This window comes from Aquincola tertiaricarbonis (assembly GCF_000969605.1).
In the GTDB taxonomy this organism is placed as follows: domain Bacteria; phylum Pseudomonadota; class Gammaproteobacteria; order Burkholderiales; family Burkholderiaceae_C; genus Aquincola; species Aquincola tertiaricarbonis.
In genome coordinates, this window is the sequence record NZ_JZUE01000005.1 from 23,006 (window position 1) to 35,481 (window position 12,476).

A 12,476-nucleotide genomic window follows, 5' to 3' on the forward strand; every position below is an offset into this window, starting at 1 on the left:
CGGTAACCGACGGCCCTTGGCCACGCTGTGCGAGGTTGAGGAAAAAGTGAGTCGGCCGGAAGCTGGTCGGCACCCTTCGGCAGGTGGCTGCGGCCGCGCGGTAACGCCAGCCGCCCTCACCTGCCTAGTGGCGCTTCACAGGTCTTCCGAGCCCAGCAGCATCTCGCTGATGCCCTTGCCGGCCTGCACCATCGGCCACACGTTCTCGGTGGGGTCGGTGCGGATGTCGAGGAACACGGTGCGGTCCTTCAGCGCCATGGCTTCGCGCAGCGCGCCTTCCACGTCGCCCGGCTTCTCGATCTTCAGGCCCACGTGGCCATAGGCCTCGGCCAGCTTCACAAAGTCGGGCAGCGCGTCCATGTAGCTGTGCGAGTAGCGGCCGCCGTAGTCCAGCTGCTGCCACTGGCGCACCATGCCCAGGTAGCGGTTGTTCAGCGACAGGATCTTGACCGGCGTCTTGTACTGCAGGCAGGTCGACAGCTCCTGGATGCACATCTGGATCGAGCCTTCGCCGGTGACGCAGAACACGTCGCTGTCCGGCTTGGCCAGCTTGATGCCCATCGCATACGGCAGGCCCACGCCCATGGTGCCCAGGCCGCCGGAGTTGATCCAGCGGCGCGGCTGTTCGAAGCGGAAGTACTGCGCGGCCCACATCTGGTGCTGGCCGACGTCGGACGTGATGTAGGTGTCGCGGTCGCGCGTGAGCTCGCACAGCGTCTCGATCACGTACTGCGGCTTGATGACCTCGCTGCTGCCCTTGTACTTCAGGCACTCGCGCTTGCGCCACTCGTTGATCTGGCTCCACCAGGCCGACATCGACGCGGTGTCCGGCTTGCTCTGCGCCTCGCGGATCTGGGCGATCAGCTCGACCAGCACGTCCTTCACGTCGCCGACGATGGGGATGTCCACCCGCACGCGCTTGGAGATCGACGAGGGATCGATGTCCACGTGGATGATCTTGCGTTCCACCGAGGCGAAGTGCTTCGGGTTGCCGATCACGCGGTCGTCGAAGCGCGCGCCCACCGCCAGCAGGACGTCGCAGTTCTGCATCGTCATGTTGGCTTCGTAGGTGCCGTGCATGCCCAGCATGCCCAGGAACTGCGGGTCGCTGGCGGCCGAGGCGCCCAGGCCCATCAGCGTGTTGGTGACGGGCGCGCCCAGCAGCGCGGTGAGCTCGCGCAGCTCAGCCGAGGCATTGCCCAGGATCACGCCGCCGCCGGTGTAGATGTAGGGGCGCTTGGCCTGCAGCAGCAGCTGCACCGCCTTGCGGATCTGGCCGCCGTGGCCCTTGCGCACCGGGTTGTACGAACGCATCTCCACCTTGTCCGGGTAGACGAAGGGGGCGGTGTTGAGCGAGACGTCCTTCGGGATGTCGACCACCACCGGGCCGGGCCGGCCGGTGCGGGCGATGTGGAAGGCCTTCTTCAGCGTGGCGGCCAGGTCGCGCACGTCCTTGACGAGGAAGTTGTGCTTGACGATGGGCCGCGTGATGCCGACGGTGTCGCATTCCTGGAAGGCGTCCAGGCCGATGGCCGGCGTGGGAACCTGCCCGGTGATGATCACCATCGGGATGGAATCCATGTACGCGGTGGCAATGCCGGTGATGGCATTGGTGACGCCCGGGCCCGAGGTGACCAGCGCCACGCCCACGTCGCCGGTGGCGCGTGCGTAGCCGTCGGCGGCATGCACGGCGGCCTGTTCGTGGCGCACCAGCACGTGCTCGATCGTGTCCTGCTTGTACAGGGCGTCGTAGATGTAGAGGACGGCACCGCCGGGATAGCCCCAGAGATACTTGACGCCTTCGGCCTGCAGGCAGCGCACGAGGATCTCGGACCCGTTGGGGTCGGCGGAGGCGGCGTGGGGGGAGGAAGGCTGCGCCGAGGCGGCGCGCTTGATTTCGGCGGGGGAGATGTCCATGACTGACCTTTGCGATTTTCTCTGACGAAAAACCATCGGTGCCCCTTCTCGCGCCCTCGTGAGGCGGATGTGGAGCCGGTGCTGCCGGGAGGCGCCCCAGATCGGCGTGCCCCCCAGCAAGATGTGCTGAGCCGAGGATTATGGCATCACTCCTGGCACCTTTGGGGGATGGACGTGCAGGCCCGGTGCCATAATCCGCCGGCCTCGCAACAGGGGCTGCCGCCTCTTGCTGCCTTGGCCACCGACAAAGAACTATCCGATTTCCTGAAGAGCGTGGAAAAGCGCGCCTTCAAGCGCACCGTGTACGCGGTGCGCGACGACGATGCCGCACTGGACATCGTGCAGGACTCGATGATCCGGCTGGCCGAGAAGTACGCCGACCGGCCTGCGGCCGAGCTGCCGCTGGTGTTTCCGCGCATCCTGTCCAACGCCACCATGGACTGGTTCCGGCGGCAGAAGGTGCGCAATGCGGTGGTACGGAACCTCTCGTCGTTCGAATCGTCCGAAGACGACGCGGGCGGCGGCGATTTCGATCTGCTGGAAGCGCTGGAAAGCGCCGACGGCAGCCTGGGCGCCGAGAGCGCGGCCGACAGCGTGTCGCGGGCGCAGATCCTGCAACTGATCGATACCCAGGTCGGCGAGCTTCCGGCCCGTCAACGCGAGGCCTTCCTGCTTCGTTACTGGGAGGAACTCGACGTCGCAGAGACCGCCTCCGTGATGGGTTGCTCCGAAGGCAGCGTCAAGACGCACTGCTCACGGGCGGTCCATGCACTCGCGAAGGCACTTCGCTCCAAGGGAATTGCACCATGACGAACACATCTTCCTTGGCCCCCGAATCGTTGCAGGACCAGTTCGCGCGCCGCGTGGCCGCGCGGCTGAGCGAAGCGGTGGCCGCCGGCACCCCGCCGGACATCGACACCCGCCTGCGCTTCGCGCGCGAGCAGGCGCTGCAGCGCGCCCGTGCGGTGCGCCAGGCCGCTGAAAGCGCCGAGCCGGTGGTGGCCCTGGGCCACGGCATGGCCGGCACCCTGCGCCTGGGCCGCGGCGGCGGCACCAACTGGTGGCTGCGGCTGGGCTCGGCGCTGCCGCTGCTGGTGCTGGCCGGCGGCCTGCTGCTGATCCAGGAATGGCAGAGCCGCTCGCAGATCCAGGCCGCGGTGGAGATCGACACCGCCTTGCTGTCCGACAGCGTGCCGCCCGACGCCTATGCCGATCCCGGCTTCGTCGAGTTCCTGCGCACCGCGGCCGAATGACCGCTGCACTGCGCTTGCTGCAACGGCAGGCGGCCCGCGGGCTGCTGCTGGCACTGCTGTGCACCACCGGCGCCACCTTGGCGCAGACCAGCGGTGACGGCACGCCCTGGAAGCGCCTGAGCGCGCCGCAGCGCAGCGCCCTGGCCCCGCTGGAGCGCGACTGGGCGACGCTGGATGCGTCGCGCCAGCAGAAGTGGCTGGAGATTGCCGCGCGCTTCCCGGGGATGTCGGCCGACGAGCGCGAGCGCATGCAGCAGCGCATGGCCGAATGGGCCAAGCTGTCGCCGCGCGAGCGCGGCCAGGCCCGCATCAATTTCCAGGAAGCGCGGCAGATCAGCCCCGAGGAGCGCAAGGCCCGCTGGGAGAGCTACCAGGCCCTGCCGCCCGACGAGAAGCGCCGGCTGGCCGACCGGGCCCGCCCGCCGCGCAACGACCGCGACACCCTGCTGCCCGGCTCGGCCACCCACACCGACGGCAGCAAGAGCAACATCGTGCGCGCGCCCTCGGCGCCCACGCCGGTGCGGCCAGTGGCGCCCACCGTGGTGCAGGCCGGGCCCGGCGCCACCACCACCTTGCTGTCGCGCCCGGCCAAGCCGCCGCTGCACCAGCAGACCGGCGTGCCCAAGATCGCGGCCACGCCGGCCTTCGTCGACTCCACCACCCTGCTGCCCAAGCGTGGCGCCCAGGGAGCCGCGGCGCGTTCGGCGCCGGCCTCCGAGCCGGCGTCCGAGGGCCCTTGACCCCTGTTACATGACGGCTGAGCGCCCCCCGCAATTCGACATTCCCGGCATCTGGCGCCGGCTGGCCTGTTTCCTCTACGAAGGCGTGCTGCTGTTCGGCGTGGTGATGATCGCCGGCTACCTCTACAGCAGCCTCACGCAGCAGCGCAATGCACTGGAGGGCCGCCACGGGCTGATGGCCTTCCTCTTCCTGGTGCTCACGGTGTATTTCGTGTGGTTCTGGTCGCATGGCGGCCAGACGGTGGCCATGAAGGCCTGGCATGTGCGGGTGGTGCGCCGTGACGGCCAGCCGCTGAGCCAGGGCCGGGCGCTGGCGCGCTCGTTGCTGAGCTGGATCTGGTTCCTGCCCGCCACGGCCACCGCCTGGCTGGCCGGGCTGCACAGCCTGGGCGCCATCACCGCCTTGCTGATCGCCGGCGTGGCCACCTATGCCGCGCTGGCCCGGCTGCATCCGCAGCGGCAGTTCCTGCACGACGCCCTGTGCGGCACGCAGCTCATCACCTGGCGGCCGGTGCGCCCGCCGCGGCGCACGGCCGCGGCATGACCCGGCCCGACAAGGGCCGCAGCGGCCTCGCCCGCATCCTGTATGCCACCGGCTACTCGGCCGCGGGGCTGCGCGCGGCCTATGCCGGCGAACCGTCTTTCCGCCAGGAAGTGTGGGTGGCGGTGCTGATGCTGCCGGCCGCCTTCTGGCTGGGGCGGGGCTGGGTGGAGGTGGCGCTGCTGGCCGGCAGCGTGCTGCTGGTGCTGATCGTGGAGCTGCTCAATTCCGCCGTCGAAGCGGTGGTGGACCGGGTGTCGCTGGAGCATCACCCGCTGTCCAAGCGCGCCAAGGACATCGGCAGTGCGGCGGTGCTGATGTCGCTGCTGCTGTGCGGCGGCATCTGGCTTGCCGCCGGGTGGCATCGGTGGGGAGGAGGTTGACGATGGCGTTGTCGGTGTGTGTGTACTGCGGCTCCCGCACGGGGGATTCGTCGCTCTTCCTGCAGGCCGCCCGCGAGGTGGGCATGCTCATCGGCCAGGCCGGTGGCCGGCTGGTGTACGGCGGCGGCAAGGTGGGCCTGATGGGCGCGGTGGCCGATGCGGCGCTGGCCGCCGGCGCCGAGGTGCTGGGCGTGATCCCGCAGGCACTGATGGCGCGGGAAGTGGGCCACCGCGGCCTGACCGAGCTGCAGGTGGTGGACACCATGCACCAGCGCAAGCTGGCCATGGCCGAGGCATCCGACGTGTTCGTCGCGCTGCCCGGCGGCATCGGCACGCTGGAGGAGATCTACGAGATGTGGTCGTGGCAGCAGCTGGGCTACCACGACAAGCCGGTGGCGCTGCTCAACGTCGATGGCTACTACGACGCGCTGCTCGAATTCACGCGCATCAGCCACCAGCGCGGCTTCGTGTCCCAGCCCCAGTTCGAGGCCTTGATCGTGGACACCGACGCGCAGCGGCTGATGCAGCGGCTGGCCGCCGCAGCGGCACGGGCCACCGCGCCGGACGACTACTCCAAGCTGTAGCGCCCGGCGGGGTGCTTCAGATCGCCGACTCGTCCGTCTCGCCGGTGCGGATGCGCACCACCTGGTCGATCGGCGAGACGAAGATCTTGCCGTCGCCGATCTTGCCGGTCTTGGCGGCCTTGACGATGGCCTCGATGCAGCGGTCGACGTCATCGTCCTTGACCACCACTTCCACCTTCACCTTGGGCAGGAAGTCCACCACGTATTCGGCGCCGCGGTAGAGCTCGGTGTGGCCCTTCTGGCGGCCGAAGCCCTTGACCTCCACCACGGTGAGGCCGGAGACGCCCACCTCGGCCAGCGCCTCGCGCACTTCCTCGAGCTTGAAGGGCTTGATGACGGCGGTGATCTGTTTCATGGCGGGCTCCGGGAATGCGTCAAATTACGCTGATTTAAGCATGGAAGCCCCCGGCCCCGGGGATGGTGGCGGCAGCGCCCCGGCCTCATGGCGGGTCACCGCGCGGGCGCCGCCCGGCAGGCGATGATCCGGGGGTGAAAGCACATGATCTGCCCCCCGCCCCGACCCCCCTGCCGCCGGGTTCCGAGCCGGTGATCCGGGTGCACGACGACCTCGCCGGCATCGACGCCGCAGCCTGGAACGCCCTGCTGGCCGCCCAGCCCTCGCCCACCCCGTTCCTGCGCCATGAATACCTGCTGGCGATGCAGCGTTCGCGCAGCGCGGTGGCGTCCACCGGCTGGTCGGCCGCCTTCGTCACGGTGGAGCAGGACGGCCGGCTGCTGGCCGCCTGCCCGCTGTACCTGAAGACCCATTCCTACGGTGAATACGTGTTCGACTGGGCCTGGGCCGATGCCTACGAGCGCCACGGCCTCGCCTACTACCCCAAGCTGCTGGGCGCGGTGCCCTTCACGCCGGTGCCCGGCACGCGGCTGCTGGCGGTGGACGAGGCCGCGCGCGACCTGCTGGTGCAGGCCATTGCCGCCTTTGCCCGCCAGGCCAAGCTGTCGTCGGCCCACCTGCTGTTCTTCGACGAGACCGACCGCGCCGCCTTCGAGCGTGCCGGCTGGCTGCTGCGCGAAGGCGTGCAGTTCCACTGGACCGCGCCGCAGGGCCAGCCGTGGTCCAGCTTCGAGGCCTTCCTGGGCAGCCTGCAGCGCGAGAAGCGCAAGAAGATCCAGCAGGAGCGGCGCAAGGTGGCCGAGGCCGGCGTGAGCTTCACGGTGCATCACGGCGAGCAGATCGACGACGACCTGTGGGACTTCTTCCACCGCTGCTACACCCTCACCTACCGGGCGCACCATTCCAGGCCCTACCTCCAGCGGGCCTTCTTCACCGAGATGGCGCGCCACATGCCGAAGCACTGGCTGCTGTTCGTGGCGTGGCAGGGTGAAGGGGCGCAGCGGCAGCGCATCGGCGCATCGCTGATCGCGCTGGATCCGCAGCGCCGGGTGGCCTACGGCCGCTATTGGGGGGCCACCGCGTACGTGCCCTGCCTGCACTTCGAGGCCTGCTACTACCAGCCGCTGGCCTGGTGCATTGCCAACGGCTACCAGCGCTTCGAAGGCGGGGCGCAGGGCGAGCACAAGATGGCCCGCGGCCTGCTGCCGGTGAAGACGGCCTCGGCCCACTGGCTGGCCGACCGCCGCTTTGCATCGGCCGTGGCCGATTTCCTGGAACAGGAAGGCGCCGGCATTGGCGCCTACGTGGACGAACTGAAGGAGCGCAACCCCTTCAAGCCGCCCGGCTAGCGGTTCGGCTCAGGCCTGTTGCCTGGCCTTCTTGTAGGCCTCGATGCCCGAGCGGATCTCTTCCTTGGCGGCCTCGGGGCCTTCCCAGCCCTGCACCTTGACCCACTTGCCGGCTTCCAGGTCCTTGTAGTGCTCGAAGAAGTGCTGGATGGCCTTCAGGCGCATCTGGTTGATGTCCTCGGGCTTCTGCCAGTGGGTATAGATGGGCAGCACCTTGTCGATGGGCACGGCCAGCAGCTTGGCGTCGCCGCCGGCTTCGTCTTCCATCTTCAGCACGCCGATCGGGCGGCAGGTGACCACCACGCCGGGCGACAGCGCGAACGGCGTGATCACCAGCACGTCCACCGGGTCGCCGTCGTCGGACAGCGTCTGCGGCACGTAGCCGTAGTTGCACGGGTAGTGCATGGCCGTGGTCATGAAGCGGTCGACGAAGAGCGCACCGCTGTCCTTGTCCACTTCGTACTTGATCGGGTCCGCGTTCATCGGTATCTCGATGATCACGTTGAACTGGTCCGGGGCGTTCTTGCCAGGGCTGACTTTTTCAAGGCTCATGCGGTTTCTCGAGGCTCTGATGGGAGGTGCGCGATTCTATGAGCCGCACTTTTCGCGGCCCTGACGGCGCGCCGGCAGCACAAGGAAAACACCATGCAATCCGTGCATGACCTTCCCGTAGCATGGCCCGGCACTGCCAGCCCAGGCGCCACCCACAGGCGTGCGTAACAAGACAAGACTGGCACTCGATCCGCACCATGTGACCCACTGGAAGAGGAGAGAACCGATGTCGAATCAGATGGCGCTGTATGCAGCGCTGGCCTGCGGCCTGGCCGCTGTCATCTACGGCTTCGTGCAGCGAAGCTGGATCCTGCGGCAGGACGCGGGCACCGCGCGCATGCAGGAGATCGCCGCCGCCATCCAGCAGGGTGCGGCGGCCTACCTGGCGCGGCAATACCGCACCATCGCCATCGTGGGCGTGGTATTGGCGGTGCTGATGGGCATCTTCCTGGACCTCACCACCGCCATCGGCTTCGTGGTGGGCGCGGTGCTGTCGGGCGCCTGCGGCTTCATCGGCATGAACGTCTCGGTACGGGCCAATGTGCGCACCGCGCAGGCCGCCACGCGAGGCATCGGCCCGGCGCTGGACGTGGCCTTCAAGGGTGGCGCCATCACCGGCATGCTGGTGGTAGGCCTGGGCCTGCTGGGCGTGTCGCTCTTCTTCTGGTTCGTGGCGGGCAACGCTTCCACCACCGACGGCAAGGCGCTGTCGGCCGCGCTCAAGCCGATGCTGGGGCTGGCCTTCGGCTCCTCGCTCATCTCCATCTTCGCGCGGCTGGGCGGCGGCATCTTCACCAAGGGCGCCGACGTGGGCGCCGACCTGGTGGGCAAGGTGGAGGCCGGCATCCCCGAGGACGACCCGCGCAACCCGGCGGTGATCGCCGACAACGTGGGCGACAACGTGGGCGACTGCGCCGGCATGGCGGCCGACCTGTTCGAGACGTATGCCGTCACGCTCATTGCAACCATGGCGCTCGGCGCGCTGATGGTGACCGCGGCCCCGATGGCCGCGGTTCTGTATCCGCTGGTGCTCGGCGGTGTCTCCATCATCGCCTCCATCGTCGGCTGCGCCTTCGTCAAGGCCAGCCCGGGCATGAAGAACGTGATGCCGGCGCTGTACAAGGGCCTGGTGGTCTCGGGCCTGCTCTCGCTCATCGCCTTCTGGTTCGTCACCGCCGCGGTGATGCCCGACGACGCGCTGGGTGCGGGCACGCAGATGCGGCTGTTCGGCGCCTGCATCGTGGGCCTGCTGCTCACTGCCGCGCTGGTGTGGGTCACCGAGTACTACACCGGCACCCAATACAAGCCGGTGCAACATGTGGCGCAGGCCAGCACCACCGGCCACGGCACCAACATCATCGCGGGCCTGGGCGTGTCGATGCGCTCCACCGCCTGGCCGGTGATCTTCGTGTGCATCGCCATCGTGGCCGCCTATGCGCTGGGCGGGCTGTACGGCATCGCCATCGCCGCCACCTCCATGCTGAGCATGGCCGGCATCGTGGTGGCGCTGGATGCCTACGGCCCCATCACCGACAACGCCGGCGGCATCGCCGAGATGGCCGAGCTGCCTGACAGCGTGCGCGCCGTCACCGACCCGCTGGACGCGGTGGGCAACACCACCAAGGCCGTCACCAAGGGTTATGCCATCGGCTCCGCCGGCCTCGCCGCTCTGGTGCTGTTCGCCGACTACACCCATGCGCTGGAGGCCCGCGGCATGCAGGTGAGCTTCGACCTGAGCAACCACATGGTGATCGTGGGGCTGTTCATCGGCGGGCTGATCCCCTACCTGTTCGGCGCCATGGCGATGGAGGCCGTGGGCCGCGCCGCGGGCAGCGTGGTGGTCGAGGTGCGCCGGCAGTTCAAGGAGATCCCCGGCATCATGGAAGGCACGGCCAAGCCGCAGTACGGCCAGGCGGTGGACATGCTGACCAGCGCCGCCATCAAGGAGATGGTGATCCCCAGCCTGCTGCCGGTGGTGGTGCCGATCCTGGTGGGCCTGCTGCTGGGCCCGGCCGCGCTCGGCGGGCTGCTGATGGGCACCATCGTCACCGGCCTGTTCGTGGCCATCAGCATGTGCACCGGCGGCGGCGCCTGGGACAACGCCAAGAAGTACATCGAGGACGGCCACCACGGCGGCAAGGGCAGCGAGGCGCACAAGGCCGCCGTCACCGGCGACACCGTGGGCGATCCCTACAAGGACACCGCCGGCCCGGCGGTCAATCCGCTGATCAAGATCATCAACATCGTGGCGCTGCTGATCGTGCCGCTGCTGCCGGCCGGTGTGATCGGATAGACGACCTGTCTAGACAAGCACCGCGCATTCCACGCGGTTGCGGCCGGCCTTCTTGGCCGCGTACAGGGCGGCGTCGGCCTGCTCCAGCAGCGCCTGGGCGCTGGCCGCGCCGCCCGCCACCGAGGCCACGCCGAAGCTGCTGGTGATGCGCAGCGTGCCCTGTCCTTCGATGTGCTCGCCGGCATGGCGCTCGATCTGCTGGCGCAGCCGGTCGGCCACTTGGCGGGCCTCGTCGATGTCCAGGCCGGGCAGCAGGATGCAGAACTCCTCGCCGCCGTAGCGCGCCAGGATGTCCTGCGGCCGCAGCGTGGTGCCCAGTGCCCGGGCCACGGCCTTGATCACCAGGTCGCCCACCGCATGGCCATAGCGGTCGTTGAAGGACTTGAAGTGGTCGATGTCGGCCATCACCACGCACAGGCCGCCGCCGCTGGCATCGCCATGCTGCCGCGCGGCCAGCGCACGGGCGAAGATCGGCTCGAAGGCGGCAAACAATGCACGCCGGTTGAAGCAGCCCGACAGCGGATCGCGCGTGGCCAGCTCGGTCAGCTCGCGGTTCTTGGCCTCGATCTCCTGGCGCGACGCCTCCAGCGCGCCCAGTGCGGCCCGCAGCTCGGTGTTCATGCGGTCCAGCTCGGTCACGTCGTCGAAGGTGACCAGTGCGCCCCGCACGGCACCACGGGTGTCCTTCACCGGCGTGGCATGCAGCACCAGCCGGCGCGGCGGCGCACCGTCGGGCTGCGGGATGGCCAGCACCTCGCCGGTGCTGGCTTCGCGGCTGTCCATCACACGGTGCCAGGCATGCTCGTGCGGCTCGGCGGGCATGGCCTGCACCAGCCATTGCAGGCCCGAGGCCGGCTTGCCCAGCCGGTCGGCCGCGGCCGCCTGCGGATGCAGCCCGTCGAAGGCGCGGTTGGCCATGACGATGCGGCCGGCGCGGTCCACGATCATCACCGCCTCGGTCAGCGTGTCGAAGGCATGCTTGACACGCTCGGGCACGGCGGCGCCGGGGTCCAGGTGGTGCAGCACGCGGCGCAGGAACAAGGCATACAGCAGGCCGCCGGCCAGCCACATGCCGGCCATGAACTGCAGCCAGCGCCAGTCGGCCGCCGGCGGGGCGAAGCGCATCTCCACCTGGCCCCAGGGCTGGGCCTGGCGCCGCACCTCCACCATCAGGTGGGTGACCGAGGAGCCACCACCGGGCGGCGGCACCCAGTGCGCATGGCCTTCGGTGGCGGCCAGCAGGCTGCCGTCGATGCGGCGCACCGCCATCGACAGCAGCTCGCCGTCGGCGGCCACCGCCTGCTCCATCGCCCGGCGCAGCAGCGGCGCCGGATCGGGCTGCTGCACCAGCACCGCCAGCTGCGTGGACACGGTGTTGGCCAGCCGCACGCGGGCCATGCGCTCCGGCTCGCCGGCCGGCGGGAACACGCCCAGCAGCAGGTCCAGCAGCAGCACCAGCAGGCTGGTGAGGGCCGCCAGGCCGATGGCGATGCGTTCGGCCGGGCCCAGGCGCACCAGCATCATGGCCGCGGCGCCGCCAGGGCCGCGGGCATGGGCACGGCGGCGGGCGCGGCGGCGGGCGTGGCGGCGGGCGTGGGCGCCGGTGCCGCCAGGCCGGCAAAGCTGACCTTGCAGCGCAGGCCGCCGGGCAGCGCGCCGTCGGGGTTGGGCAGCAGCAGCCGCACGCGGAAGGAGCTGCTGGCCGCGTCGATGGTGCGGTCCACCAGCTGCACCTGCGCCTGCTGGGGCGGCAGGCCGGGCAGTTCGGGCAGCACGGTGGCGGCCATGCCGGGGCGGATGCGCAGGAAGGCGGCGGCCGGCATCAGCACCTCCACCCGCAGCGGGTCCAGCACCGCCAGGCGCAGCACCGGCTTGTCCTCCACCCGCTCGCCGGGCGAGGCGTAGCGCTCCAGCACCACGCCGTCCAGCGGACTGCGGATCACCCGCTGGCCCAGCTGCGCACCGGCCACGGCCAGGTCCTGCGCGGCCACTTCGAGCTGCTCGCGCACCTGGCGGGTGCGGGCGGCGGCCATGGCGTGATCGGCCACCGCCTGGTCCACCGCCACCGCGGAGACGAAGGCCTGGCCATGCAGCTCGCGGGTGCGCTGCAGCTTGCTGTGGGCGAAGGCCTCGGCGCTCTCGGCCGAGGCCAGCTCGGCCTGCGCGCGGCTGCGCTGCTCGGCGGCGGAATAACCGGCGCGTTCCACCGCGGCGGACAGCTGCACCAGCACCTGGCCTTTGCGCACGTTGTCGCCGCGCTCGGCCAGCATGCGGCTGACCACGCCCACCACGGGCGCGCCCAGCTCCACCGTCTGCGAAGGCTCGATCAGGCAGCCCAGCGCCTGCTGGGCAGCGGCGTCGACCGGGGCCAGGGCGGCGGCGCACAAGGCAGCCCCGGCGGCCAGGCGGCGCAGTCGGCCGCGCGGGCGGGAAGGCGGATGCAACTGCGACAGTGACTGCGGATGGAAGACACGAAACGTCATGGTGCGGGGCCGGCGGCCACATTGCG

General features: G+C 69.9%; 13 protein-coding genes. 8 read left to right on the forward strand and 5 right to left on the reverse strand.

The features are described 5' to 3' along the window. Window positions 1-135: 135 nt before the first annotated feature. Entirely contained in the window at window positions 136-1,917 is a 1,782-nt protein-coding gene (locus VO99_RS07400) for an acetolactate synthase 3 catalytic subunit (protein ID WP_046112207.1), read from the reverse strand. A gap of 234 nt (window positions 1,918-2,151) precedes the next feature. Between VO99_RS07400 and VO99_RS07405 the strand changes: the two genes are divergently transcribed. The 6 genes from VO99_RS07405 to VO99_RS07430 are packed head-to-tail and all read left to right on the forward strand — an operon-like array spanning window position 2,152 to window position 5,418. Beyond that, window positions 2,152-2,727, forward strand: a complete 576-nt coding sequence (locus tag VO99_RS07405; protein ID WP_046112208.1) for an RNA polymerase sigma factor — start codon at window positions 2,152-2,154, stop codon at window positions 2,725-2,727. Beyond that, window positions 2,724-3,170, forward strand: a complete 447-nt coding sequence (locus tag VO99_RS07410; RefSeq protein WP_046112209.1) for a DUF3619 family protein — start codon at window positions 2,724-2,726, stop codon at window positions 3,168-3,170. Before VO99_RS07405 ends, VO99_RS07410 begins: the two co-directional genes overlap by 4 nt. Further along, window positions 3,167-3,910 carry a DUF3106 domain-containing protein gene (locus VO99_RS31810; protein ID WP_052736170.1) on the forward strand — a complete coding sequence of 248 codons (744 nt, stop codon included), beginning with the start codon at window positions 3,167-3,169 and terminating at the stop codon, window positions 3,908-3,910. The genes VO99_RS07410 and VO99_RS31810 overlap by 4 nt, the downstream gene beginning before the upstream one ends. Before the next feature lie 10 nt (window positions 3,911-3,920). Next, entirely contained in the window at window positions 3,921-4,454 is a 534-nt protein-coding gene (locus VO99_RS07420) for an RDD family protein (RefSeq protein WP_046112210.1), read from the forward strand. Beyond that, window positions 4,451-4,834 (forward strand): diacylglycerol kinase, encoded by a 384-nt coding sequence (locus VO99_RS07425; protein WP_046112211.1) that lies wholly within the window; start codon window positions 4,451-4,453, stop codon window positions 4,832-4,834. The genes VO99_RS07420 and VO99_RS07425 overlap by 4 nt, the downstream gene beginning before the upstream one ends. A 2-nt stretch (window positions 4,835-4,836) precedes the next feature. Further along, the gene (locus tag VO99_RS07430; protein WP_046112212.1) at window positions 4,837-5,418 is read left to right on the forward strand and encodes an LOG family protein; all 582 of its coding nucleotides are present in this window, start codon (window positions 4,837-4,839) and stop codon (window positions 5,416-5,418) included. A 16-nt stretch (window positions 5,419-5,434) separates the two neighbouring features. Here VO99_RS07430 and VO99_RS07435 read toward each other — a convergent pair whose 3' ends face one another. Continuing rightward, window positions 5,435-5,773, reverse strand: coding sequence for a P-II family nitrogen regulator (locus tag VO99_RS07435; RefSeq protein ID WP_046112213.1), 339 nt, complete (start codon window positions 5,771-5,773; stop codon window positions 5,435-5,437). Between the two features lie 200 nt (window positions 5,774-5,973). Between VO99_RS07435 and VO99_RS07440 the strand changes: the two genes are divergently transcribed. Continuing rightward, on the forward strand, window positions 5,974-7,122 hold the full coding sequence (locus VO99_RS07440) for a GNAT family N-acetyltransferase (protein WP_232315296.1): 1,149 nt from the start codon (window positions 5,974-5,976) through the stop codon (window positions 7,120-7,122). A gap of 9 nt (window positions 7,123-7,131) precedes the next feature. Here the strand turns inward: VO99_RS07440 and ppa are convergent, their stop codons facing one another. Continuing rightward, the gene (gene ppa, locus VO99_RS07445; protein ID WP_046112214.1) at window positions 7,132-7,674 is read right to left on the reverse strand and encodes an inorganic diphosphatase; all 543 of its coding nucleotides are present in this window, start codon (window positions 7,672-7,674) and stop codon (window positions 7,132-7,134) included. A 226-nt stretch (window positions 7,675-7,900) separates the two neighbouring features. On the opposite strand from ppa, the gene VO99_RS07450 reads away from it, so the two are divergent. Beyond that, the gene (locus VO99_RS07450; RefSeq protein ID WP_046112215.1) at window positions 7,901-9,967 is read left to right on the forward strand and encodes a sodium-translocating pyrophosphatase; all 2,067 of its coding nucleotides are present in this window, start codon (window positions 7,901-7,903) and stop codon (window positions 9,965-9,967) included. A 9-nt stretch (window positions 9,968-9,976) separates the two neighbouring features. On the opposite strand, the gene VO99_RS28680 is transcribed toward VO99_RS07450, so the two are convergent. Further along, on the reverse strand, window positions 9,977-11,491 hold the full coding sequence (locus VO99_RS28680) for a sensor domain-containing diguanylate cyclase (RefSeq protein WP_052736171.1): 1,515 nt from the start codon (window positions 11,489-11,491) through the stop codon (window positions 9,977-9,979). Then, the gene (locus VO99_RS07460) at window positions 11,488-12,450 is read right to left on the reverse strand and encodes an efflux RND transporter periplasmic adaptor subunit (protein ID WP_052736172.1); all 963 of its coding nucleotides are present in this window, start codon (window positions 12,448-12,450) and stop codon (window positions 11,488-11,490) included. The genes VO99_RS28680 and VO99_RS07460 overlap by 4 nt, the downstream gene beginning before the upstream one ends. Between the last annotated feature and the right edge of the window lie 26 nt (window positions 12,451-12,476).